The following is a 24,589-nucleotide window of genomic DNA, read 5'->3' on the forward strand; positions in this document are numbered from 1 at the left end:
ATTTCATTCTGATGCAATAACACGAGTAAGTTGGACGCGACATTCATCAGAAACCATCTTTTGGATTGAACGGACAGGCTTACCTAGCTTGCTTGACTGTAATATTTGCCACTAAAGAAGCCCAGTTCTGAGGATGCAGGCACTACAAACTTACCGTCAGGTCTAATCAAACGCGTTAGGACATAACTTCTCCCATTATTGGTTTTATTAACCAGATGCTCGATCTTCCATTCTTCTTTTAAAGGGCCGGATGACCAATGAACTAAAACCGGTACGTTTTTACGTATTTTATCCAGAACGATACAATTTGATTTTTCGTGACCAACGATCCCCTGAATAGTGCTTTGAGTGCATTTGTCAAATCCCTCAACCGGAACAGAATTACCCTGGATATCCATTTTGAATCCTCCAGCTATTACGATTTGGGGCGCATTATCATTCAGGGTTTCGTCATAGGCTGCTTCATACGCATCGCAGGAAGAAAGCGTGAGTAATGAAGCCACAGCGAAACACAAGACAGAAAGTCTGGTTTTAAACATTTTTGAGCCCTTTTAACAAACTAAGAAATCAGAAGAATTGTATCATAAACAGGCAAGATCTAACGACTACCACTTTTAAGTATGTATTGAGCCAGTTTTATATTCAGGCACAACATATTGCACTCCAGGTCTTTCATCATTCTAGTAGAACTCCTAATTATGAATGCTTCTAGGCGTCCGCTTAGAATTCGGAAATTATCCTGTGTTTAGCTTTTTTAGCTTAACGGGCGATTTCGTTCCATTGAGCGCAAACCCCTGACCTTAAGTGGTGTACGGAAGGGTCAGGCAGTCCGTTTCTGGTTTTGCCGACTTTCGTACAGACGGGGCGGCATGGTGTACGTAATCGCTCAGTTTCGGACGCAGAAATGACACAGCCCCTCCGCCTGGACCGTTTGCTAACAGACGATGGTTAAAAAACAGTCTTCGCGTAGGATAGTTTCACTATTCCAAGCGGACCCCTTATTGACCACCAGCTCCAGGATCCGCCTGACAATTTCAACATTGGCCGATTCTTTCTCGGCCAGTAGTCCTGATTTAATCGATTCACACAAAAACCTCTCGATTACGTCCTATGCACGACAACTGAACCACTAGCCCTTCAGCCGAAGTATCCGCTCATTCAAGTCATTGTGACATGACCGATCGGTCATGCCTCAGAAAGCGAGTACAACGAGCGCACGCGTCATAATGTCACGTACTTGTCACGTTTAGTCATTGCTTAATTAGTTACTAAATACCAAATGCAACGTGATTTGCCCACCCTTTACGTGACAAGGTCACTTTTTCGCGTTCGGAAAACATACGATGAGATTTAATTATAGGTAAATCGCATCGCTTGACATTTAATTACATATAACGCACTGAAAAATATGAATTTCATAAATGACTCAATTTAACCCCGTCAGAACTCTTAGATCTGAGCCGGGAGGTGATAGAATTATAATAAATAATGAATAGTAAAGCAGTGACTAAAGGTGAGTTTGTGTGAAATCTAAAAAAGATGGCCTGATGATTTACGCTGGATTTTAAATTTCAACGCGATGAATGCAGGTGCTGAATTCCGCGCCTAAAAGTCATACGGCACGGCACGCAGCTGCCGGTTACCGAACCGGGCGGAGCTGGACTGAATTGGCAGTCAGCCCGTTCCAGAAAGATATGAGGGTGATAAGTGATGGCTGAACAACAACTGAAGATGCAATCGCGGGCCGAGCAGCTGGCAGCAATACGCGATACTGCAATGCAGAAATTTGAAGAGGGCATGCAGCTCATTGCAGAAGCCTCAACAATGGCCGGGGTCTGTCTCTTTAGCAGTGACATCATGAAGCCAAACGCTTTTGGCCTGCCGCAGTCGCTACCGGGGTCTATCGAGACCGGCCGCAAAGCGCTGGACCGGGTGACGTGGAATAAGCTGTTTAGTGAAACTGGGCTCGACCGGTACTGGAACCACAAACAGCGCGAAGCGTTCAGCGTGTCACTTCGTACCGATCCGCCGATTGCCTCCATTTCGGTTATCCGTGCAACTCTGCGTACAGCAGTTGCAAACCGGCCACAGACTCTTGCTGATGGCTTTGTAGGCCTGTTGACCGAACTGGACCGGGGTTTTATCCGTAACCGGCAGAAAACAACCATGCCATCGCGTTTTGTTCTTCGCGGTGTATTCCAGCACACTGATCCGTTAACGTATAACGGGTATAATCCTGACAATCTTGTTTATATTCGGGACTTTGAGAATATCGTGTGCATCTGTACCGGGGTCAGTACGCCTGCCAATGGCGTCGATATGGCCGGTAGACTGACCGCTCTGAGAACACAGGAAACTGCCGGTACGCTGGTTAACTCCCATGGCTGGCGCTGCAAGCTGTTTCAGAACGGCAACGTGCATATTCACATTGATTCGCCGTCACTGCTGAATGCCCTTAACGATCTCATCAGCCTCTACTTTGCCGGTCAACTCCCGGCCGGAGAAATCGCATGACCTCAGAATTAGATCAGTCTCTTCCCCAGGAGCGTGACGCCGAAGGTAACAAAGCAAAGCAGCCTCGGAACACTGCCACTGGCATGCTTACCTACTTCAGTGCAATCGAGCGCCTTTGTGAAGAGAAAAAAATTTCGCCCGAGAACCTGGACCAGTTCTTTCGGGTTCATTGGCTGAGAGATGCCGTCGGCGGTTCGTTCAAACGGGCTCAGGAAATGTTCCTGAAATATATTGAATACGTTGAAACGGTCCCTGAAGAAGCCCGCCAGCTGGCGATACCTAAAGGGATCACTACGGCGGTAGATGACCTGATGTCACTGATCAACTGGTATTACCGAATGAGCTATGAGGACATTCAGAGCGATAAAGTGAAAGAGCTGGCCTCCCACATCCAGGCGTTGCAGACAGACATTGGAAACCACGAAACCCGCCACCGTACGAATGAAGAAGAGATCGGTCACCTGAAAAACATCAACCGACAGCTGTCTGAAGAACTGGAAAGATGCACACTGTCGCTGAGTGACACCACTTTAAAATATGAGCAGTCACGGGATGAGAATCTCGAACTTGAGCAACAGAGGAATAAAACACAGTCCGAAGCAGACCGGCTAAAGCTGTCGAATGACAGCCTGACCAGTCAGCTGAAAGAACGTCGAGAGGAACTGGCCACTCAGCAGGACTACCTCAAACAACTGGTCAGCGAATCCCGCACCCAGCAGGGTGAGATCAGCAGTCTTCGCAGTGAACGGGATACCCTGAATTCAGCGGTAGCTGAGTTAAACGACAAGTTAGAGGCTGCGGCCACAGTGATAACCACAATGAAAACGGAGCATGCACGGGAGCTCGATTCAGCCCTCAAAAGTCTGGCCCAAGCCGAAAGCCAGCTGCGTGACCTTGGTGAGCAATGTGAAACGGCAACTACTGAACTCGACACGCTGAAAGGCAATTACAGGGAGGTCCTTGTTCAGAACGAATCCTTGTCGGGTCAGTTGAATGAGAAATCCGAGATTAATAAGGATCTTGTCGAGGGCATGCAGACACTGAAAGAAGAGTTGTTAACAACCAACTCGCTGCTGACCGCAGAGAAGGCTATTTCGTCCAGTCTGAAAGAGACCGTAGCCATGCTTTCCGGTGCCGCAACACCACGCGCTGTTAAGCCGGTAAAGAGTGTCAAAGCGGGCAGCAAGAAGAACGATAAGCCTTAAACCGGCAAGCTCAGCGCTATTTCCGCCAGATGGGATTCGACCAGGGCCTGATTGCCGGGAACGTAATTGCTGCATGTATCAGCATCAGCAATGAGTACCGGCGCTTCCCCAAACTGGTCGGCCGTTATATCAAGAATGAAATTACCAGTGCAGGTCCGGACCTCAAGCCAGTAATGCCCGTGACCTGTACCTGCACTATCAAAATACCCTCCGTCCGCATGGCCGTCACCACCACGAGGAATCGCGGTATAGTCGGTAAACTGCTCTATCATGGTTTTCAGTAAGAGCACCGAATAGGCACAGGTGCCGACAGTCTGCCCGCCCGGTGTGGTCGCTATTAGAATTTGCAAAAATATTTCACTAATCGACTGGCCATGGCGGACAGCTCTGCGGAAACACTCGCATTCGTTTCAGGCTCGTTAATGTTCATCACTATGCTCATGATTAAGGCAGTGGCACACAGTGCCGGATGTTATTTCCGGGCAGGAAAGGGCGGTAACTCATCATCGGCTCCCGCTACCGCCGCATCCCAGAACCACCAGCCATACGGGCCGAAGTTACGATTGTAATAGTCGGTTTTAAGTGCTTTTCTCGCCAGATAGGCCGGTGAGGTCATACCAAATACCTCCATCGGAAATGGATCTTTAGCCCGCGTGTCCAACAGGCAGAAATCCGGGAACACCTCACTGAGACTGGCATCATAGCGTAGAGGTTTAACATAGCTCCGTTGCTCCGCATCCAGTTTACTCGCAACCGTCGCTTCGTAAGATGAGTCCAGTGGTATCCAGTTTTCACTGACCATCATTAAAGCGATTTGTTGCGCACGGACAGAGACTCCTCTCTTCGTCTGTGTCGGTGGCGACGTTACCACGAATACAACGACTTTTCCGCCCTTTCTCCAGGCCGCATATTCTGCCGGAAAACGCTTTTTAACGCTTTGCCATTGGCCCGTTGAAGAGAAAAAGGTTAATGGCAGTCCGCCAAAAAAGCGGTAGGGCAGAAACTTCAGTTCGGCTTCGTGTTTGGCTTCATCATATCGGGGGAGGAGCGAAAGTAGAAGCAGGCGCTTGTCCTGACCGTCAGGAACAGACAGCCTCGCATTTTGCTGTTCTGCGGCTTTAGAATTTGGGTCGGTCCCGATGAAGAGCCGGTCAGCAATAGTAGTGCGCCCGCTGCGAATATGGGTACTGGCATCGTTCAGCCTATAGCGAACCAACGAGAAATCCCGCTTACCGGCCATACCGGGGTACCAGAAATTCAGTCGAGCCTCGGACCAGAGAAGACTCAGCAATCCCAGCAACGACATGGTGCTTTGCCCGTTTGCAGGGCGTTGAATGGCTGGCGGCGGTGGGCAATCAGACTGCACAGGAGGGTCTTTTTCGGTCAGTCCAATGTCGAGTTTGATGGCCAGCATGCCGTCTTTAGTATCCCGGATAACCCCCGATTCATAACCTTTAAGACCGGTGGATTTATCATCGAGTCCAAAATATTCACACAGGGGATCATGGTCAGGACCAGATGATGGAAAGCGGGCAAGATAATAGCTGTCAGAGCCGGAGATATGACGGACTGATAGTGATTTTTTCCCCGCCCCGCGACAACAGCAGGTAACGGTGATGTTTGGGCCGTTTCGGTGATGCGACTTCTCCAGCACAGACTTCCAGCTTCGGGCAAATTCATCGCTCGTCTGGAATTCCGGTGTGTACCGTTTCGGTTTGTCTCCCTTACCGTCGTCAATCAACACTGCATGTTTCTGGCCCACTGGTGCCTCCTGGTTTAAACTCCGCGACTAATAGCCCAGCCCTCTTAACATGGACTGACCGCCATATGATGTGCCTTGTCCATTTACTACGGTCCAATCAGGCGACTCGTAATCATGCAGACGACAGGGTTTGAAATAGCGAATACCGTACTCACAAAAAAAGGATTCGTCTCCAGCAGATCGTAACACGTCAGATTAGATGCTACCGTTGTTCAGGAAGCATATTTTAGAGGCGTTTCCCAAAAATTTTGGCGCCAGGGCTCTCGCCGACTATCCAGGCTCAGGTTGCCAGTGTTAGCTATTATCGCGGTGCCGGGGGGGAATGATCGAGCCCTATAAAATCCGGAACACTACAAAATAAAATGGATATTTATTCCAATATTGCCAAAACGTCCAGGTGGCGGGAGAGTGTGTGTTAATCAACTGGTGTATGAGTTGCAGGTTTATTTGGACTAAGTATGTAACCTATCATGTATAAACCTGCCATATATATTGGTGCTGCAACAATAAATAGCATCATCGGTTCGTTGGTATTGAATATTTCCTGATCAGCCCTGAAACATCAAACATTTTATAGTCCTCATGTGTATGTGAAATATTTTACGGGGCAGAACCCATACAGCCAGCAGTTCTGCGACCGGCTGCGCATTCGGAGAGGAAATTACGCCAGCATTTTGGAGCTTGGCCGCGCAGCTGGAGCTGGAGCTGGAGCTGGAGCTGACAGAATGCCAGCAATTCATATAACATTTAGGCACATGCAACATTTTGTGGCGTGTTAGTTATCTGAGTGTCCATTTTGAACCAGCTGGAACCCATTGAGAATCAAGATTTATTGGGGAATGTAGTTGAGCGAACATATTCACTGACGTGTCGATATTTTTACAAACCATGTGTGTAACGGCTATCACTTTTACTTCATCTTTAACGGCTTGAGATTTACCGTAGTAGTCGCAAGTATTGTCTACACTTCTAAATTTAATAGTCTGTGATCCATTTTTATAAATAGCGTTAATATTAATAACGTCAACACTATTAACATTGGATTTCATATCCGCTTGATTTTTTATAGCTTCACTAATAAATTCCGAGGTTACATCCACAAAGTTTAACGCTTTCCCGTCAGCCCATAGATTATCGTTGCGACAAATTACAGTTTGATTTTTATAGCGCATGGCACTACCTTCTTCTAGCGCATTACCATTACTATCACAACTATAAATAGCACTTTTAGAAATCTTTATTGGTGCGCTGGGATCGACAATAGGAACTCCGACAGCAGACACAGCACAACTGACCCCAAGCATGATAATGACAGATGATAATTTAATTCTATAATCCATTTACAGATCTCCTGGGTCAAATTCTAATTAGACATTTAAATAGAAGGTTTTGTATATCCTGCCTGTGAAATTATACTAGGCCAGATCACCCACTACCAGCAGAACTGGACAAAATTACCGGAGTGCCCAGGAGGTGAGAAAGAAAGCTGTATAGCGGCTTGTGTGCATGTTTTCTTACAGGTTGTTCTGGCGAGCCTGAGCCAGATACTCCCCAACCATTCGCTCATGTTCTTCGAGCTGGATAGGGAGAATATACGCTTCATAATAGGCAACGGAATAACAGTGCTTAATACGTCCGATTACGTCAGAACCATTCAGCGGCTGCTCGAATTCAACTTGCGCCAGGAATCCGCTTTTGATATTTCTGTACTGTGCCCTTGCGAGATAATAATTGTAGATTATGAATGTAAGTGGTTTCATTCCTTTCATCTTCTTCCTCTTTAGATCATTCAATAATATCAGGATAGATCTTGCACTGCCAGCGGAGCCGGGCGGAATCACCTGTATATCCGGGAAGGGCCAGGTGAACTGTTTGGCTTTCTTTCGATCTTCATGAAAAAAAATAAGCTATTTATAATCAACAGAGCAATAATTCCTCCGAATGCAAATGCTACAAAAACAGCACGTGATAAGTGCGCATCAATTTTTTCATCGTTGAGTTGTTTCTTGTATTTTCCGATGCTTTGCATTATTTAACCTTTCGTATACCTTTAAGTTTCTGGGCAGGATTTCCTTAACGTTCAAGGCTGGCGAGGTGGAACGAACCTACCACGAATACGTTATGATCTTTCAGCGAGGAATTCTCGTAGGGTACTATCTTCGTACTTTGGATGTATTTTTTTCATCATACCAAAAGCGGCTTCCGCTGCGCTTTCTAAATCGAGATAAAAGGTAGGTTGAGTTATAAGATCGTCACCATTCTTTAAAACGCCATCGAAGTTACCATAATCACCCCCAAATTCCTGAACAATAATCCAGCGGCCATCACGACAACCAACGATCATAACCGCTGAATTTGGATAATCGCCAGTAGGTGTTAACCAATCAAAATGATAGTGTTCTACTGTGCCATATTTTTGATGTACATCCATAACTCCACCTCAATTAAGCCATATTTTACAAGGTTAACTCCTGCACAGAACAACAGAACGGAAAATCCGTTTGGTCCCTAAAACCTTCAGTAAATGAGCCATTTTGAATAAGGCCCGTTACCTAATAGCCCAGCCACCGTAAAACGGCCTGGCCGTCATATACGGTATTTTGCCCGAACTCCTCAAAGAAGTCCGCCCATTCGCTTTCCGGTATGCCATGCTGCCTGAAGAGCCGAATCACCCCATCACGGGAAATGCTCTCGCCTTCAGCCGAATCATAATATGTCAGGTAGGTCATTTTCTTCCCCTTTCAGGCAACGCGCTTTAAGGCTGCTTCGCGTATCTCTGCGGCCCGGACTATTCGGGTCTCCAACATTCTGGCCACGGCAGCAAATACTGGTACGATAACAGAGTTACCGAACTGGCGATAAGCCTGTGTTTCCGATACGGGTATCCGAAAAGTTACTTTTCCCGGCTGTTCAAAGCCCATCAGGCGGGCGCATTCCCGGGGGGTTAACCGACGCGGACGTCGTCTCATATTATCCGGGTCGCGGAAGTTTTTGCTGCCGATTATGCTATCCCAACCTCTATCAACCAACGCTTCAGCGCCGTCCTTGTGGTACCTTGCAGAGATGGTACGGGATATAGCTTTTTTATCCGACGGATTCACCAACCCATACCCGAAGCCATTTCCTTTGGCTTTATGCTTTTCGGCGTAACGATACAGGTACTCCCAGAGCTTTTCGCTCAGGATGTATTTGTCATCCACGGACTCATCCAGCAGCGTATGAAACGCAGGCCGCTCAGCCGGGAACTCGCTATGGATGTTCTTCAGGCTGAAACCCTCACTCAGGCCCAGGTCGCGGCGAAAGCCTACCAGGACGATGCGCTCGCGGTGTTGAGGCAGAAAATGCTGTCCATCAATGATTTTGGGATCGGCTACTCCTGTCACCCTGGCGTCCGCCACGTCATACCCAAGTTCATCCAGTGTCTGCATAATCACCCGGAAGGTATTGCCCTTATCATGGCTTTTCAGATTTTTGACGTTTTCCAGCACGAACACGCCGGGTTGTTTGGCTCTGAGCACACGGCAGACATCAAAGAATAGGGTTCCCTGCGTCGAATCCTCAAACCCGTGCTTGCGCCCCAGTGAGTTCTTTTTGCTGACTCCGGCGATGCTGAAGGGCTGGCAGGGGAATCCAGCCAGCAGGACATCATGGTCGGGAATATGGCTGTCGATATGGGCGTACGCCTGGTCTTCACTGATGTCATCCTGGTCGCTCAGCGTCAGTTCCCGGATATCTGCGTTGAAGAAGTGTTCCTGCTCATCGCAGTACCAGTTGGCCCGGTAGGTCCTTGCGGAAAATGCATTCCACTCACTGGTGAGCACACATTTTCCGCCAATCGCCTCAAAGCCGCTGCGGATACCCCCAATACCGGCAAATAGGTCGATAAATCGAAATTTTGGCTGTGAATACCAGGCTGGGCGTTTCGGGAGCAGGGAGGAGAGCAGGGTAGACTCATCAGGCGATACGACAACACTATCGGGTGCGGCTGAAAGACACTTTTTGATGCGGTCTCGTGTCCATCCGCTCCCAGTGACAGTATTCAGAAGATCGGCCAGCTTATTCAGATCATAAATGACGGCGAGTTTGTGGAGCAATTCATAATTTTGGGCCGCATCCGAGACCAACTCTTGAGCCTCGTTTGTAATTGCATTCTCAACCATGACTTTTGCACCTGCTATTCAAGATGAGTAACAGGCTAACACGGGGGAATTGGTCGGGATTTCACGATAGCCCACTAATTTAGCTGTATTTCCAGATTAGCAGTGGGCGGATTTAAATCCTTATTAGCGCTCAATCCGTCTGGTTTATCTGCACCATGATTTTTAGGGATAAATCTGGGGTCCATAGCTACCTCGGGAACCCTAATCAAATTGATATAATTGCCATCACGCCGATAGCCGTTTCCGGTCCGCTCACTCAACAGAAGGATGGTCGACTGTGAAAATGTTTCCAAAGTTACTTTTTTTATCCCTACTGGGGACCATCCCTGTCGCGGCTTTCGCGGCAGTAGAGTCGTTTGAGGGAAAGGTCGTCAAAGTCATTGACGGCGATACCGTACAAATTCTGGACAATCAGAACTCCAATATCCGTGTACGCCTCTATGGCATCGATGCCCCTGAAAGCAAACAGCCGTGGGGCCAGAAGGCTAAGCAGGCACTCAGCAATGCCGTAGCCGGTAAAACCGTGAAGGTTGTGGAGCATGGCCTCGACGTATACGGCCGGGAACTCGGTACTATCTGGCTGGATGGATACGACATCAATGCGTCGATGGTCGACAGTGGCCTCGCATGGGTCTACAGGTTTCAGGATGAGGCTATCGTGCCTGCTTATATCAAGTTTGAAACCGGGGCCAAAAATGCGTCTTTGGGTTTGTGGTCTGAAAAATCTCCGGTCCCTCCCTGGGAGTGGCGGCAGATCAACAAGAAAAGTGAAAAGCAGGAGAAGAAAACATCGAGGGCAAGCTTGTGAAAAGCGTCTCGCCATTTGAGCGGATCTACCAGACAGAGGGAGGCCTACTTGTCAGCTCTGTCAACGGGATGCAGACGTTGGCATGCCCTACATGCCTGAGGTCTGTCGTGAGGTCAGAAACAGGGGCTATGCTTCCACATATTACGAGCAATGGCCAGGCATGCATTCCTTCACCGACTGTCATCATCACAAAGGCCATTATTCAGTGTATATCCGAAGGGCAGCGGGTCTTCGTGCGTCCGGTGATGGATGGGCAACGGAAAGTGGTACCGGCACTCGTGGTGGCCCCTGTAGGCCTTGCTGTGAGTTCCTATATAAACTCTGCCTACGAACCAGCCGGAGCCATCTGGAAAAGCCCGAAGGGGTCGCGTATGGGGGTGTTCTTCATGCCAGACAGAGCGGGGAAGGTGAATAAAGTACTCTTCGATTACATTGCCGTGATTAATCCAGAGATCTTCATACCCTACTTCAAAGAATGCTGGGCAACCGGGGGACATGACAATCCACTTACTTTGCTGAATACCCTATTGATGTCGCCTAATGCAGCCTCAGAGTGGATTAAGTGGCCAGATAAGAGTGGCAACACGTCTAAATGGCGTTCGCCAGCGTCTGAATGGTATGCCCGCGATATGATGGCCACGGGAGGGAATACCATTAATGCAGCCGTAACCGGCATTGAAAACAGCCAGCTCGGCGAAACCATCTTTATCCTTCAGGTTACAGCAGATAAATCGACGCACGAATATCAGCTGGTTCGCTCCCTGGGAAGCACCCTTTTGCTAGATAACACGGGGAATGCTGTTCCTCCGGGCTCACGTTCTTTTGAATCTGTTCGCTTAGCCTGTATTAATGCGGTACGGGCTTATGCAAAATACAATAAGCCTGTCCAGTCGGAAGGCAACCAGGCCTCTGTGCCGGAAGTTAGCGCCAGCTCCAACTGACTCGTATATGCCAGAGTACCACTCTGGTTTCATGAAGAACTATGTCACATAATGTCGTCATTGTTGAGTTTGAGGATAGGTCCAGGCTATACGCCATTAATGATGGTGGAAGCTGCCAGCTTTACCGATTTCTGGTGAGTACTCATGAGGAAGCGAAATCCTGGATTTTCGATACAAACAGGCATGTGCCTGCTGAACCAGAAGGTGCGGAGAACACTGAAGAAACGGTCATTCTTGATCCTGATGAGCCATGGGCATTTGCATCCAGAGCGTCCCGGGAATGTATGTGGATAACCGGCCCCAGAAATAGCGATGAAGCATTAGCTGAAGCTGGCTGGGATCCCGGCGGCATTTATGGCGCCTGACCATTATGACTTGGTAGGGACAGCATCTGTGTACATTTCCAAACCTCACGGGAGAGTGCAATTTGCCAGACATTATTCACGCCATCTATGAATGGCGTCGATCAGGAAATATTTATTTCAGGTCAGCGGACGGCACATGGTATTGCCGCTTTGTTCGCGAAGGCGTCGATGACTATCCTTATCGCTCCAGCCACTGGGTCGTGCGTATTGCAGGGGTGGAAGTCACCAGGGAATGCGAAGCCCATTACCAGCAGCGCTTGAAGCTTTTGCCCAACCTTCGAGTACACTGGCAACCTGTCGCCACTGCTCTTGGCCGAGAATTTACCGATGCGACTGGATGAAGTGCCAGACTTTCAGGGATCTCACCAGTATGGATTTTTAACCTGAACATGAATTCCAACCGATTAAAATCAAACACAGAGAATGGCTATACATTCTTCATCACACCAGATGGCAGCGGTTACAGCCTGACTGTTGAGCCCGAATTTCGTCGCAACGGCACACAGAGCTTTGATGGATGGTTCCCAAGATTTTACACAGAGCCCAAATATGCAAAGGGATCTCTTACGAAATTTTTGGGTGAGCCGGTCCATTGGACAGAAGAAGACAATTTAGTAGAATTGTAATCCTTTCAAGCAAACTTTTGCTTAACGAAATCCAACCTAAAGGTTTAGGCATGCAGAAACAGTCACAGGAATCATTTTTAGAACATTCGGGCTAGCCTGCGTCCTGTGAAAGGAGACCTGCCTCTCAAATGGCACTTAAACTCAGTACTAGATATATTGCCAACAGAACATATAAGAACACTGTTGAAGTCATTATCCCCACATGACTACGAAAAACTGTTCACCCTCCCGATTTAAACAACAAAAAGCCCAAAAACATTCACTCTATGAATGTATAGAATCATTTTGTTGCAATATAAGAAATTCGTTTTCGGAGTATTTTCTAGGAATTTTCCTCACTTTTCTAAATATCAGAAAATATTCTTATAAACTTTGACACCCCTACGAAGCCCGTCGTATCTGCGCACTCAACACACCATGATCTAGATCAATTTAATTTCATTTACGCAACGTTTAACTACCCGTTTGTTTACTTGCAGTTAAATCCACTGGCAGAACGCCCAAAACCAGGTCTGTTGTGGTTTTATTACACTATCCACGGCAGTGTCTTCCGTTAACAATTAGAGGAATATTCTTAGGAATTTTCTAACTGAGGATTTTGATCTGCCAATTTGATCTCGGTGAGTGTTTTGCTCTATCATGCTTTTGTAAAGAAACTCCACGGGATCTGTCAAAACTGTTAAGCATTAAGGGAATGAAATGGCTGAATCGACCTTCCAAAGCGAGATACCGAAGGCTCGCGTTAACATCCGCCTGGACCTGCACACGGGATCAGCTCAGAAGAAAGTAGAATTACCTTTGAAGCTATTGGCATTGGGATCATTCTCTAATGGCAAAGAATCCCGCCCGCTTTCAGAGCGTGAGCCTGTCAACATTAATAAATTAAATTTTGACAACGTGCTTGCTGAATTGAAGCCTGAAGTCAGCTACGCAGTTCGTAACACGTTAGCAGGTGACGGTTCAGAAGAAAATGTTCACCTCAGTTTCTCTGGGATTAAGGACTTCGAACCTGAAGCTGTAGCGAAACAGATCCCACAATTACGCGCCATGCTGGCAATGAGAAATCTGCTTCGTGATTTGAAATCCAATTTGATGGACAACACTGAGTTTCGCAAATCGCTTGAGTCTATTTTAAAAGACCCCGCCCTGAGTGAAGAATTAAGAGCAGAACTGAACGCCCTTGCCCCTGCGGAGTAAGTACAGGGTTCTTATTTTAATGGATTAACAGAGAGAATGCTGATGTCTGTAAATACTGAAACACAACCCGCGCAGGGGACTGCGACTACTGTACTTAAAACAGAGCCTTCTGACGGCGTTTATGCGTCGTTGTTTGAAAAGATAAATTTAACGCCGGTGAAGAAACTGAGTGCTATCACTGAATTCCAGGATAATAACGCACTGGCTGACGTCTCCGCCGATGAACGCGTCACAGCGGCAATTCAGGTTTTCATGCAGGTCATTACAAAATCAGGACAGAAAGTAGAGAGGCTTGATAAAAATCTTTTAGATCAGCATATTGCCGAGCTTGATCATCAGATCAGCCGTCAACTTGATGAGGTTATGCATCACCCGGAGTTTCAACGCGTAGAGTCACTCTGGCGCGGACTTAAGCACACGGTTGATCGCACAGATTTCCGCCAGAATGTAAAAATAGAACTACTTGATGTTTCTAAAGACGATCTGCGCCAAGACTTTGAGGACGCCCCGGAAATCATCCAGAGCGGACTATATCACCATACGTACTCGATGGAATACGATCAGCCTGGTGGAGAGCCAATTGCGGCAATCATTTCGTCGTATGAATTCGATTCTTCTGCCCAGGATGTCGCGTTGCTGCGCAATATCTCAAAAGTATCAGCAGCCGCACATATGCCGTTTATTGGTTCCGTTGGACCGAAATTCTTCCATAAATCCAGCATGGAAGAGGTCGCGGCCATCAAAGACATCGGTAACTATTTTGACCGTGCAGAATATATCAAATGGAAGGCGTTCCGCGATTCTGAAGACTCCCGCTATATCGGCCTGACAATGCCACGCGTTCTGGGACGTCTGCCATATGGCCCGGATACCGTACCAGTACGCAGCTTCAACTACGTTGAAGAAGTGAAAGGCCCTGACCACGAGAAATACTTGTGGACCAATGCGTCGTTTGCCTTTGCCGCCAATATGGTGAAAAGCTTTATCAACAACGGCTGGTGTGTGCAAATTCGCGGCCCTCAGGCTGGCGGAGCGGTTGAGGACCTGCCGATTCATCTGTATGACCTCGGTACCGGCAATCAGGTAAAAATCCCGTCTGAAGTGATGATCCCTGAAACCCGTGAGTTTGAATTTGCAAATCTCGGCTTCATTCCTCTGTCCTACTACAAGAACCGCGATTACTCATGCTTCTTCTCGGCGAACTCTGCTCAGAAACCTGCGCTTTACGATACTGCGGATGCTACAGCCAACAGCCGTATTAACGCCCGCCTGCCTTATATCTTCCTGCTGTCGCGGATTGCTCATTACCTGAAGCTTATTCAGCGTGAAAATATCGGTACCACCAAGGACCGTCGCCTGCTGGAGCTGGAACTCAACACCTGGGTTAAAGGCCTGGTGACTGAAATGACCGATCCGGGCGATGACCTTCAGGCTTCTCACCCGCTGCGGGACGCCAAAGTTATGGTCGAAGATATTGAGGATAACCCGGGGTTCTTCCGCGTGAAACTCTTCGCAGTTCCTCACTTCCAGGTCGAAGGTATGGACGTCAATCTGTCGCTGGTGTCTCAGATGCCGAAAGCAAAAGCCTAAGGCAGGAGCAGGGATGAAAATTTATCGTCCACTGTGGAACGAGGGGGCTTTACTGTCCCCTCAGCAGTTCCAGCAGCAGGCTGAATGGGAGTCTTTTCGCAGTGCCGGTGCATCAGCACTGGCATCCCCGTTCCCCTGGGGTGTGGAAAAAATTGAGTTTAATGACAGTCTTCTTTCGTCTGGTCTGATCCAGATTACGCAGTTACGCCTCTGGCTGGAAGACGGAACGCTGATTGATGCACAAAAGAGCGATCTGCCTCCGGCACCACGTGAGTTAGATGCCAGCCAGCTGACAGGTCTCGATTCTCTAACCGTTGTCATCGCACTGCCTCACATGCAGCCGGGTGTTGCCAACGTAGAACAGGAAGGCATTACCGCAGACCGGCCGCTTCGTTATCGTGAAGAATGGGTGACATTGCAGGATGCCTTTGGGTCTGAAGAAGAATCCATGGCCGTTGCCCGGTATAATTTCACCATCCGGTTTGCCCATGAAAGCAATGATTCCTGGAAAGTTTGCCCTGTGGCCAGACTGATCCGTGATGGACAAAATGCATGGCGACTGGATCCGTCCTTTATTCCGCCGGTTGCATCTTTTGCGGCAAGCCCGGTCCTTCGCGAACGCCTCGTGCTGCTCAATCGCCAGTTACGGTCCCGGCGCCAGCGTCTTATGACGATGCGTCGTGAAAGTAACGAAAGACTTGCCGATTTCGCTGTTGCTGACGTTTCCCTTTTCTGGCTGCTGAATGCACTGAATTCTCACGCCAGAGTGCTGACGGAATATGAACGCTTTCCTTCCCGTCCGCCAGAACAGGTTTGGGCCGAGCTCGCACGTCTGGCAGGCAGTATGCTGACTTTTTCCCTTGACCATGATCTTGACGCTATCCCGGGTTATGACCATGAGGAACCGGCCAAGTCGTTCCCTCCGCTGTTTGACCTGATAACAGGCTTGCTGGAGGCCAGCCTGCCATCCCGGGTCATTGCTCTGGAAATGTCCCGCCCGGACGGGCAGACCTGGAAGGCTAACCTCCACGATATCCGCCTGCGTGAAGAAGCCGATCTCTATCTCTCTGTACGCTCGGATATCCCTGCCTGGCAGGTTGCCGATAAATTCCCTGCACTCTGTCAGGCGGGTTCGCCTGATGACGTTAACGAGATCTATGGTGCTGCACTCAAAGGTATCCCTTTGATCCCGGTAAGCAGGGTTCCGGCTGCGTTGCCTGTTCGTATGGAAAACCAGTACTTCGCACTTGATATGGAAAGTCCCGCTGCGCATGAAATGCAGGAGCAGGGCGTGTGCATGTTCTATGTGCCTGAGTTGCTTGGTGCTCTTGAACTTGAACTGTTCGCGGTATTGCGCTCATGAGACAGGATATCGATATCGACCAGCTGATGACGGAGACCTGGCTCACCGTCACCATGCTGAAGAAAGGCGCCGTCACTCTCAACGGCAACGCGCTTTACGACAAGTGCGTTAAACAGGTTGAAAGCGTACGGGAAGCGCTGGAGCGTGCTGGCTATGACGAGGCCAGTGTTGAGCATATTTCCTATGCACAGTGCGCTTTGCTTGATGAGACGGTGATGAGCCGTAAGCCTGAAAAAGGTGAGGGAGAAGAGGAGCCCCAGATTGATGAGGGCCAGGTCGCCTGGCGTAAAGCGCCGCTCCAGGCGCGATTTTTCGGATCGCTCCGGGCAGGCGAGGCACTGTGGGATCGCATTGCCGAGGTCCTGCGTCAGCCCTCACCGAACACGGCCGTTCTGACGTGCTATCACCGGGTGATCGCCCTGGGCTTTCAGGGACTGTACAGCCTGAAAGCGGTCAGTCAGTCGCAGAGGGATGAGGTGGTCAAAGCGCTCTCTGAGCGGGTATCTCCCCCTGATGCAGGCCTGTCTCTGGTTGTTCACCGGATAGGGAAACATCGCTGGAGTCTGATGCGCTCAGTCTGGTTCTGGATAGCGCTCGCCGTCATCCTGACCGGCATCATCTGGTGGGGTGGTCATCTGTGGCTCCAGTCACTGTTGTCAGCACACATACCGGAGCTGCGTGGCTAATGCGTAGATCAGTCATTATACCGGTTGTCCTGCACACCTTTTTCGCCGTGGCCACGTTGCTGTGGTTGCTCTGGTATTTCATACCGGCAGGAAACGTGTTTAAAGGACTGACCACCCTGCTGATCCTCCTTCTGGCAGGCTGGGCAGTCATTAAAAACTGTCGGCGTGACGAGCCAGCGTCCGATACCAGCGTCACCGCCGATGACCTGCCATTACTCGACACCGAGGGGCCCGTTGTCCTGGTGTGTGGTGACATGCTGGATACCCTGTTCCAGGGGAGCCCTTTGCGTAAAACAGCCCAGGGATGGTGGCTTCGGGCCGATGACGTCAGCCGTTTAGCTGACGTTGTCCGCAGCATACAGAAACAGTTCCCACGCCAGGTAGGTCAGCTTTCGGTGATGTATCGCTGTCTGCCAGACCAGCATCAGGATGAAGCCGTTCTGCGCTCCACGCTGAAGGCTCTCCGCCAGCAGAGTCGACAGATAAAATCCCTGACGGGTTTCACACTGCCAGTAGTGGTGAGTGCCGAATTTTCCGGTCCTGAAACACCGTGGATAATCGTACGCGGTGACAAGCCGATTGTCTGTCCGGTTAATGATTCGCCTCAGGCGTTCATTGACTGGCAGCAGGCGGATGACAATATCGTGGCGCTACCCGCGGTCAAACAGGCGTTTTCCTTTATCCGTCACACTCTGACAGATGAGCTGGAGAAACCGGACCGGCTAACGCCGCCCGTGCGTGTATTTTCCGTCTCCATGCGCCTCGGCGTGGTCAACCCAGAGGCTCAGTCAGTCTGGTCTACCTGGCTCTGTTCCCGGACCTGCCTGCAATTTACCCGAAAAGCCGGTCAGTCAGTTCCGACAGGTTCGTTCCCGGATTCCATTCTGCCACTTCTGGCACCTTTTGCTTCCACAGTGCAGGGTGGCCAACGTACCCGCCGACTGGTGCTGTTGATGTGGCTGTGTGCCCTGACCGCACTGGGTATTTCTGCACTCAATAATCGTGACCTCATCCGTCAGGTGAGTGCCGATTTACAGCGCTGGAACGCGATCCCGATGAATCACTACCGTCCGAAAGCAGAATCGCTGGCCGCTCTGAAACAGGATGCACTCCTGCTTGAACGCTGGCAGCGTCAGGGAGAGCCTTTGCGTTACAGCCTCGGCTATTACCCGGGCCAACGACTGTGGCTGGCCTTGCAGCAGGCTATCGATACCTGGACACCTCCACCAGCACCTAAGCCAAAACCGGTACCGAAAATTGTTCGTCTCGACAGCATGTCGCTGTTTGATTCCGGCAAGGCCGTGCTCAAACCTGGCTCCACCAAAATGCTGGTCAACTCGCTGGTCGGAATCAAAGCCAAACCAGGCTGGCTTATTGTGGTCAGCGGCCACACAGACAATACCGGCAGTGTACAGCTCAATCAGACCCTGTCTCTGCAACGCGCTGAGTCCGTTCGTAACTGGATGCGTGATACCGGGGACGTCCCGGAGAGTTGTTTTGCCGTGCAGGGTTACGGTGACAGCCGACCGATTGCATCAAACGATACGCCTGATGGCCGTGCGCATAACCGGCGTGTCGAGATCAGTCTGGTACCGCAGGCTGACGCCTGTCGTCTGCCAGGCACAAAACTTGCGTCACAGGATGTTCGTGACGTTTCAACTCAAGAAATGGAGAAGTAAACATGGCAATCCCAGTTTATCTGTGGCTGAAAGACGATGGCGGCGCTGACATCAAGGGTTCTGTAGATGTGAAAGATCGCGAAGGAAGCATCGAAGTTGTTGCTCAGGAACACAACCTGTATATCCCGACTGATAACAACACTGGCAAACTGACCGGCACCCGCATTCACACGCCGTTCCTGTTTACCAAGGAAATCGATTCTTCCAGCCCGTATCTGTACAAAGCAGTGACCACCGGCCAGACGCTGAAGTCTGCTGAATTCAAGTGGTACAAAATCAACGACGCAGGCCAGGAAGTTGAGTATTTCAACACCAAACTGGAAAACGTAAAGCTGGTGAAAGTCGCACCGAAAATGCACGACATTAAGGATGCCTCCTTCGAGAAGCATAACCACCTTGAGCAGATCGAGCTGCGCTACGAAAAAATCACCTGGACCTACAAAGACGGCAACATCATTCATTCCGATTCCTGGAACGAACGTACCACCGCGTAAGACCCTGGCGGACAGATCCCCTCTGTCCGCCATTTTTGTTTTGCTCCGCACAGCGCCTGCCAGACGGACGCTTTGCAGAGCAGTCTCACAATTTATCGGCATGAACCTTATGGGCATCGGTTAACGGCCATGGGCGGTAGCGTGCCTGAACAAGAGGGAACGACATGGAACATCATTCAGCAGTCCTGCTACGACGACTTAATCCTTACTGCGCCAGAGCGCTGGAAGGTGCAGCCTCTTTATGCCAGACCCGTGCGCATGCAGAAATCACGCCGGAGCACTGGCTGTTAAAGTTGCTGGAGCAGGGTGAAGGTGACCTGACCGTTCTTGCCCGTCGCTATGAATGGGATATGGACGCCGTCTGGCAGTCACTCCTGAGCTGGCTGGATGCACAGCCACGTTCAGTACGCAGCCGACCGGAGCTCTCTGCCTCTCTACAGACCCTGCTGAAACAGGCCTGGCTTGCCGCCACGCTCGCCGGAGATGAGCAGATCCGCAGCATACATTTGCTTACGGCCATGATTGATACGTCAGGGCTGACGCGCTGTGAGGGCCTCTGGCCATTAATGACGTTGACCACCAGCCAGCTGGAGAGACTGCGCCCATTGCTGGAAACCCAGTCCGATGAGCGTCGAGACGCCGCCCTCAGCGAATCAGCAGGCAATGTCACCATGATGGGCAGAGCAGCGCCATTGATGCGGGAAGGACAAAACCCGCCTGAAAGCGAAAGTGCTCTTCCCGCCGTTTCACAGGAAGAGGCCGTTCTCAATCGCTTTACGGTCGATGTGACCGCCCGTGCCCGGGAAGGAAAGATTGATCCCGTTTTTGGACGTGATAACGAAATCCGTCAGATGGTGGACATTCTCTCCAGACGCCGTAAGAACAACCCAATCCTGGTCGGTGAACCCGGCGTGGGTAAAACGGCCCTTGTTGAAGGACTGGCGCTGCGCATCGCTGAGGGCAATGTGCCCGAAAGTCTGAAGCCAGTCATCGTCAGGACTCTGGATCTGGGCTTGCTTCAGGCGGGTGCGGGTGTAAAGGGTGAATTTGAACAGCGCCTGAAAAATATCATCGACGCCGTCCAGCAATCCCCGGTGCCGGTGCTGCTCTTTATCGATGAAGCACACACCATCATCGGCGCCGGTAATCAGGCGGGTGGGGCTGATGCCGCCAACCTGCTGAAACCGGCACTGGCTCGCGGTGAACTGCGTACCATCGCCGCAACCACCTGGTCCGAGTACAAACAGTATTTTGAGCGTGACGCAGCTCTGGAGCGCCGCTTCCAGATGGTCAAGGTTGATGAACCCGATGATGACACCGCCTGCCTGATGCTGCGTGGCCTGAAATCCCGCTATGCCGAACACCATGGCGTCCACATTACCGGCGAGGCCGTCCGCGCAGCGGTGACGCTGTCCCGTCGTTACCTGACCGGACGCCAGCTGCCGGATAAAGCCGTGGACTTGCTGGATACCGCAGCGGCCCGGGTGCGGATGAGTCTGGACACGTTACCTGAACTACTTACCCGGTTGCAGGCCCAGCTGACATCGCTTGCCATGGAGCAGCAGGAGTTACTGGAAGATATTTCCCTGGGTAACGCCGTTGATGCCAGCCGTCTGCCGCAAATCGAACAACTCACGCTGGATCTCAACCAGCAGAAAGCTGCCCTTCAGTCACAATATGAGACCGAAAAGCAGCTCACCGATTCGCTGAAAGCCTGCCGTGAAGACATCAGCCGCCAGAAGGAGATCTCTGCCTTCCAGCAGGAGCTGGCGCAGGTACAGAATAACAGCCCATTACTGGGTCTGGATGTTGATGTCCGCACCGTTGCGACCGTTATTGCCGACTGGACAGGTGTCCCGCTCTCCTCACTGATGAAGGATGAGCAAACCGAACTACTGACACTGGAAGAACAGCTGGCAACCCGCGTTGTCGGCCAGAGTCCTGCCCTGAATGCCATTGCCCAACGCCTGAGGGCATCAAAAACCGGCCTGACGCCGGAAAACGGGCCGCAGGGCGTATTCCTGCTCGTAGGCCCGAGTGGCGTGGGGAAAACCGAAACAGCGCTGGCGCTGGCTGACGTTATGTATGGCGGTGAAAAGTCGCTTATCACCATCAACCTGTCGGAATACCAGGAGCCGCACACCGTTTCGCAACTGAAAGGCTCTCCTCCGGGGTATGTAGGATACGGCCAGGGCGGCATTCTCACCGAGGCTGTACGTAAGCGGCCGTACAGCGTGGTGCTGCTGGATGAAGTCGAAAAGGCACACCGGGATGTGATGAACCTGTTCTATCAGGTGTTCGACCGGGGCTTTATGCGCGACGGGGAAGGGCGTGAAATTGATTTCCGCAATACCGTGATCCTGATGACCTCCAACCTGGGCAGTGACCCGCTGATGCAGTTGCTGGAAGAGCAACCAGAAGCCACTGAAAGCGATCTGCATGAGTTGTTACGCCCGATCCTGCGCGATCACTTCCAGCCAGCGCTGCTGGCTCGCTTCCAGACGGTGATTTACCGCCCGCTGGCAACGGATGCCATGCGCACCATCGTCGGTATGAAGCTGGCCCAGGTGAGCACGCGGCTGCAACGTCACTACGGCATTTCCACTCACATCGGCGAAAGCCTCATCGACACGCTGACGACAGCCTGTCTGCTGCCGGATACCGGAGCCCGCAACGTGGACAGCTTGCTTAACCAGCAGATCCTGCCCGTTCTGAGCCAGCAGTTGCTGAGCCATATGGCGGCTAAACAAAAACCGTCCTCATTGCAACTGACCTGGGATGATGAACAGGGCATTGTGCTGGCATTTGATGAACAGGCAGAAGGAGAGGCGTCATGATCGGTTCCCTGATGAATAAGGCAACCAATGCGGTGCAGCAGCTGTTAGGACAGTCACGTTACCGGGTAGATGTGCATGAATGTGGCGAGTTCCTTGATGTTCTGCGATACAGCGCAGTTGAATCACTCAGCCAGCCATGGCGCTATGATGTGGCCGTGACCTGCGCCTCTGCGGATATTGCCTGCGACACGTTATTGCTGAAACCGGCGTCATTTACCTTCCAGACCCCAATGTTTGACGGCACTCCTGCTCTGCCGGTCCGGACCGTATTTGGCGTGGTGGAGTCGTTTCGCCGTGTGTCCACCTCGAATGATGATACCCATTACGCGCTGACGATCGTTCCCCGTATCGCCCTTCTGGACTATACGAAAGGGAGCGAGGTCTACCTCAACCAGTCGGTCACTGAAGTGGTTGAACAGGTATTGCGTAAACACGGTCTCGAAGGGCCCGATTTTGAGTTCCGGCTCTCCCGGGAATATCCCTCCCGCGAGCTCATCACCCAGTGGCGGGAAACTGACCTGGCGTTTATCCAGCGTCTGCTGGCAGAAGTAGGTATTTACTGGCGCTATGAAATGGACAGCCGTCTTGAACAGGACGTGGTGATTTTTCAGGACAGCCAGCAGCAATATGAATTTGGTGTCACTCTGCCATTACGCAACCAGGCCGGGATGAGTGACAGCGGGCAGGAGAGCATCTGGGATATCCAGACTGCCTACAATGTCGTGAGCGGGAATGTCGCCACTCGTGACTACAACTACCGTGATGCACTGACGCCTCAGGACAGCGCCGAAAGTATTTTCAGCAAAGAAGGGATCACAATCGGGGAAACGTATCATTATGCGGAACCCTTCCTGACAGAGGGTGACACTGAAAGCACTGAGACCGGGGCATATTTCGCCCGTCTGCGCCACGAACGCCTCCTGAACGCGCAATACCACGTCAGTGGGCATTCCTCCAGCCCTCATCTTGCCCCGGGCCAGGTGCTTGAAACTGACGGAACGTTACCCGATGCGGTTAAAGAAGGTATCGTCATCACCAGTGTACGCACCAGCGGTTCACGCAAAAGTAGCTTTACTCTGACGTTTGAAGGGATCCCTTACAGCGAAACCGTCTGCTACCGTCCTGCTTTACTCAATCGCCCGATCATATCCGGTTCTCTTCCAGCCCGGGTGGAAAGCACCCAGAAGGGCGATACCTACTCCTGGCTCGACCCGGAAGGGCGCTACCGTGTGAAACTGGACTTCGACCGCAACAGTCCGGAACAAGGCTATGCCTATTTGTGGCTTCGGCTGGCCAAACCCTATGCCGGTGATACCTACGGGTTCCACTCTCCGCTTATTGACGGAACTGAAGTGGCCGTGGTGTTTGACAGTGGGGATCCGGATCGACCTTACATCGCCTATGCCCTGCATGACTCAGAACATCCGGACCATGTCACCAGTGAAAATAATACGCGGAACGTCTGGCGCACTCCGGCGAATAATAAGTTGCGGATGGAGGATAAGCGGCAGGAAGAGCATATCAAGCTCGCAACAGAGTATGGCAAAACGCAGCTGAACATGGGGCACCTGGTCAATGGCCAGCGTGAAAAGCGCGGTGCCGGATTCGAGCTGCGTACGGATGAGCATGGCGCAGTTCGTGCAGCAAAAGGCCTCTTCCTGACAGCTGAAGCGCAGGCTAAAGCACAGGGACCTGTACTGGAAATGGCCCCCGCCGTTAACCAGATTAATCAGGCAAACAGCCAGATGCAGGCGCTGAACAGTGCCGCTGAAGCGGCCGGTGCTCTGGTGTCCGACATCAATACCCAGATTAGCCTCGTCACCGACAAAATCAAAGATCTTCAGTCGTCGGTTCTGCTGGGCAGTGCTCCACAGGGCGTGGCATTCACCTCAGGTGAACATCTCCAGCTCAGCAGCACCCGTAATACGATGATCAATGCAGGCCAGCACCTCGATGTCGGGGCTATGGAAAACCTGTCCGTGACAGTGGAAAAAGCCCTTGGGATGTTTGTGCATAAAGGCGGGGCGAAGGTTGTTGCTAACCAGGGAGATATCGAGATCCAGGCTCAGCACAACACCATGGCATTGTTTTCAGAAAAGCAGCTGACGGTGACCAGCAGTGAAGACGAAATTATTATCAGCACGCCTGAAACACTGACGCTTAATGGTGGTGGTTCTTATCTGCGCCTGAGTAAGAACGGGATTGAACACGGTTCTTCCGGTGATTTCATCATGAAAACTTCAAACTATCTGGTGCCGGGTACCGGCGCAAACCTTCCCAATGAAACACCGAACTTCAGCCTGACGGATATTACTCAGGAAAGCAAAATCAGCAGCAAATCTTTTAATGATTGAGCAGAAAA

The 24,589-nt window shown here is 50.8% G+C and carries 22 protein-coding genes; 14 read left to right on the top strand and 8 right to left on the bottom strand.

The genetic code is table 11. From position 1 onward, the window contains the following. Window positions 1-83 precede the first annotated feature (83 nt). On the bottom strand, window positions 84-539 hold the full coding sequence (locus L6R44_RS11065; RefSeq protein ID WP_237424215.1) for a hypothetical protein: 456 nt from the start codon (window positions 537-539) through the stop codon (window positions 84-86). A gap of 1,171 nt (window positions 540-1,710) precedes the next feature. On the opposite strand from L6R44_RS11065, the gene L6R44_RS11070 reads away from it, so the two are divergent. Beyond that, a complete protein-coding gene (locus L6R44_RS11070) occupies window positions 1,711-2,514 on the top strand; it encodes a DUF4942 domain-containing protein (protein WP_237424216.1) in 804 nt (267 codons plus the stop codon). Further along, window positions 2,511-3,719, top strand: a complete 1,209-nt coding sequence (locus L6R44_RS11075; protein ID WP_237424217.1) for a hypothetical protein — start codon at window positions 2,511-2,513, stop codon at window positions 3,717-3,719. The genes L6R44_RS11070 and L6R44_RS11075 overlap by 4 nt, the downstream gene beginning before the upstream one ends. Here L6R44_RS11075 and L6R44_RS11080 read toward each other — a convergent pair. The 7 genes from L6R44_RS11080 to dcm form a co-directional block, all read right to left on the bottom strand. Next, a complete protein-coding gene (locus L6R44_RS11080) occupies window positions 3,716-4,069 on the bottom strand; it encodes a hypothetical protein (protein WP_237424218.1) in 354 nt (117 codons plus the stop codon). The genes L6R44_RS11075 and L6R44_RS11080 overlap by 4 nt on opposite strands. 122 nt (window positions 4,070-4,191) lie before the next feature. Continuing rightward, window positions 4,192-5,481: a DUF1173 family protein gene (locus L6R44_RS11085; RefSeq protein WP_237424219.1), complete on the bottom strand. Its 1,290-nt coding sequence runs from the start codon at window positions 5,479-5,481 to the stop codon at window positions 4,192-4,194. 779 nt (window positions 5,482-6,260) lie between these two features. Next, a complete protein-coding gene (locus tag L6R44_RS11090; RefSeq protein WP_237424220.1) occupies window positions 6,261-6,821 on the bottom strand; it encodes a hypothetical protein in 561 nt (186 codons plus the stop codon). A 174-nt stretch (window positions 6,822-6,995) separates the two neighbouring features. Then, on the bottom strand, window positions 6,996-7,250 hold the full coding sequence (locus L6R44_RS11095; RefSeq protein WP_237424221.1) for a hypothetical protein: 255 nt from the start codon (window positions 7,248-7,250) through the stop codon (window positions 6,996-6,998). A gap of 350 nt (window positions 7,251-7,600) precedes the next feature. After that, window positions 7,601-7,912, bottom strand: coding sequence for a hypothetical protein (locus L6R44_RS11100; protein WP_237424222.1), 312 nt, complete (start codon window positions 7,910-7,912; stop codon window positions 7,601-7,603). 121 nt (window positions 7,913-8,033) lie between these two features. Further along, window positions 8,034-8,210 (bottom strand): hypothetical protein, encoded by a 177-nt coding sequence (locus L6R44_RS11105; RefSeq protein WP_237424223.1) that lies wholly within the window; start codon window positions 8,208-8,210, stop codon window positions 8,034-8,036. 12 nt (window positions 8,211-8,222) lie between these two features. Beyond that, window positions 8,223-9,641, bottom strand: coding sequence for a DNA (cytosine-5-)-methyltransferase (gene dcm / locus L6R44_RS11110; protein ID WP_237424224.1), 1,419 nt, complete (start codon window positions 9,639-9,641; stop codon window positions 8,223-8,225). A gap of 277 nt (window positions 9,642-9,918) precedes the next feature. Here dcm and L6R44_RS11115 point away from each other — a divergent pair, with 277 nt between their 5' ends. From L6R44_RS11115 to L6R44_RS11170, 12 genes are all read left to right on the top strand, one after another. Next, window positions 9,919-10,449 carry a thermonuclease family protein gene (locus L6R44_RS11115; protein ID WP_442876506.1) on the top strand — a complete coding sequence of 177 codons (531 nt, stop codon included), beginning with the start codon at window positions 9,919-9,921 and terminating at the stop codon, window positions 10,447-10,449. Window positions 10,450-10,577: 128 nt separating this feature from the next. After that, window positions 10,578-11,390, top strand: a complete 813-nt coding sequence (locus tag L6R44_RS11120) for a hypothetical protein (protein ID WP_237424225.1) — start codon at window positions 10,578-10,580, stop codon at window positions 11,388-11,390. Between the two features lie 41 nt (window positions 11,391-11,431). Then, window positions 11,432-11,755, top strand: coding sequence for a hypothetical protein (locus L6R44_RS11125; protein WP_237424226.1), 324 nt, complete (start codon window positions 11,432-11,434; stop codon window positions 11,753-11,755). A gap of 62 nt (window positions 11,756-11,817) precedes the next feature. Then, on the top strand, window positions 11,818-12,096 hold the full coding sequence (locus L6R44_RS11130; protein ID WP_237424227.1) for a hypothetical protein: 279 nt from the start codon (window positions 11,818-11,820) through the stop codon (window positions 12,094-12,096). A 984-nt stretch (window positions 12,097-13,080) separates the two neighbouring features. Beyond that, window positions 13,081-13,578, top strand: a complete 498-nt coding sequence (tssB, locus tag L6R44_RS11135) for a type VI secretion system contractile sheath small subunit (RefSeq protein ID WP_237424228.1) — start codon at window positions 13,081-13,083, stop codon at window positions 13,576-13,578. A gap of 36 nt (window positions 13,579-13,614) precedes the next feature. Beyond that, a complete protein-coding gene (tssC, locus tag L6R44_RS11140; protein WP_237424229.1) occupies window positions 13,615-15,168 on the top strand; it encodes a type VI secretion system contractile sheath large subunit in 1,554 nt (517 codons plus the stop codon). A gap of 13 nt (window positions 15,169-15,181) precedes the next feature. Further along, a complete protein-coding gene (gene tssK, locus L6R44_RS11145) occupies window positions 15,182-16,531 on the top strand; it encodes a type VI secretion system baseplate subunit TssK (RefSeq protein ID WP_237424230.1) in 1,350 nt (449 codons plus the stop codon). Next, on the top strand, window positions 16,528-17,217 hold the full coding sequence (tssL, locus tag L6R44_RS11150; protein WP_237424231.1) for a type VI secretion system protein TssL, short form: 690 nt from the start codon (window positions 16,528-16,530) through the stop codon (window positions 17,215-17,217). Before tssK ends, tssL begins: the two co-directional genes overlap by 4 nt. Then, complete coding sequence (locus L6R44_RS11155) at window positions 17,217-18,896, top strand: OmpA family protein (protein WP_237424232.1); 1,680 nt, start codon at window positions 17,217-17,219, stop codon at window positions 18,894-18,896. Before tssL ends, L6R44_RS11155 begins: the two co-directional genes overlap by 1 nt. A 2-nt stretch (window positions 18,897-18,898) precedes the next feature. Further along, window positions 18,899-19,390: an Hcp family type VI secretion system effector gene (locus L6R44_RS11160; RefSeq protein ID WP_021241774.1), complete on the top strand. Its 492-nt coding sequence runs from the start codon at window positions 18,899-18,901 to the stop codon at window positions 19,388-19,390. 164 nt (window positions 19,391-19,554) lie between these two features. After that, a complete protein-coding gene (gene tssH / locus L6R44_RS11165; protein WP_237424233.1) occupies window positions 19,555-22,227 on the top strand; it encodes a type VI secretion system ATPase TssH in 2,673 nt (890 codons plus the stop codon). Further along, window positions 22,224-24,581, top strand: coding sequence for a type VI secretion system Vgr family protein (locus tag L6R44_RS11170; protein WP_237424234.1), 2,358 nt, complete (start codon window positions 22,224-22,226; stop codon window positions 24,579-24,581). Before tssH ends, L6R44_RS11170 begins: the two co-directional genes overlap by 4 nt. Window positions 24,582-24,589 lie beyond the last annotated feature (8 nt).

The sequence above is a fragment of the Enterobacter cloacae complex sp. ECC445 genome, assembly GCF_021892025.1.
In the GTDB taxonomy this organism is placed as follows: Bacteria; Pseudomonadota; Gammaproteobacteria; order Enterobacterales; family Enterobacteriaceae; genus Enterobacter; species Enterobacter chengduensis.

What these genes read in the sequence shown, in the direction of transcription:
- tssB (WP_237424228.1), top strand. Translation starts at nt 13,081, where the DNA reads ATGGCTGAATCGACCTTCCAAAGCGAGATACCGAAGGCTCGCGTTAAC.
- L6R44_RS11075 (WP_237424217.1), top strand. Translation starts at nt 2,511, where the DNA reads ATGACCTCAGAATTAGATCAGTCTCTTCCCCAGGAGCGTGACGCCGAA.
- tssC (WP_237424229.1), top strand. Translation starts at nt 13,615, where the DNA reads ATGCTGATGTCTGTAAATACTGAAACACAACCCGCGCAGGGGACTGCG.
- L6R44_RS11090 (WP_237424220.1), bottom strand. Translation starts at nt 6,821, where the DNA reads ATGGATTATAGAATTAAATTATCATCTGTCATTATCATGCTTGGGGTC.
- L6R44_RS11155 (WP_237424232.1), top strand. Translation starts at nt 17,217, where the DNA reads ATGCGTAGATCAGTCATTATACCGGTTGTCCTGCACACCTTTTTCGCC.
- L6R44_RS11120 (WP_237424225.1), top strand. Translation starts at nt 10,578, where the DNA reads ATGCTTCCACATATTACGAGCAATGGCCAGGCATGCATTCCTTCACCG.
- L6R44_RS11065 (WP_237424215.1), bottom strand. Translation starts at nt 539, where the DNA reads ATGTTTAAAACCAGACTTTCTGTCTTGTGTTTCGCTGTGGCTTCATTA.
- tssL (WP_237424231.1), top strand. Translation starts at nt 16,528, where the DNA reads ATGAGACAGGATATCGATATCGACCAGCTGATGACGGAGACCTGGCTC.
- L6R44_RS11160 (WP_021241774.1), top strand. Translation starts at nt 18,899, where the DNA reads ATGGCAATCCCAGTTTATCTGTGGCTGAAAGACGATGGCGGCGCTGAC.
- L6R44_RS11095 (WP_237424221.1), bottom strand. Translation starts at nt 7,250, where the DNA reads ATGAAAGGAATGAAACCACTTACATTCATAATCTACAATTATTATCTC.
- L6R44_RS11170 (WP_237424234.1), top strand. Translation starts at nt 22,224, where the DNA reads ATGATCGGTTCCCTGATGAATAAGGCAACCAATGCGGTGCAGCAGCTG.
- L6R44_RS11070 (WP_237424216.1), top strand. Translation starts at nt 1,711, where the DNA reads ATGGCTGAACAACAACTGAAGATGCAATCGCGGGCCGAGCAGCTGGCA.
- tssK (WP_237424230.1), top strand. Translation starts at nt 15,182, where the DNA reads ATGAAAATTTATCGTCCACTGTGGAACGAGGGGGCTTTACTGTCCCCT.
- L6R44_RS11100 (WP_237424222.1), bottom strand. Translation starts at nt 7,912, where the DNA reads ATGGATGTACATCAAAAATATGGCACAGTAGAACACTATCATTTTGAT.
- dcm (WP_237424224.1), bottom strand. Translation starts at nt 9,641, where the DNA reads ATGGTTGAGAATGCAATTACAAACGAGGCTCAAGAGTTGGTCTCGGAT.
- tssH (WP_237424233.1), top strand. Translation starts at nt 19,555, where the DNA reads ATGGAACATCATTCAGCAGTCCTGCTACGACGACTTAATCCTTACTGC.
- L6R44_RS11125 (WP_237424226.1), top strand. Translation starts at nt 11,432, where the DNA reads ATGTCACATAATGTCGTCATTGTTGAGTTTGAGGATAGGTCCAGGCTA.
- L6R44_RS11105 (WP_237424223.1), bottom strand. Translation starts at nt 8,210, where the DNA reads ATGACCTACCTGACATATTATGATTCGGCTGAAGGCGAGAGCATTTCC.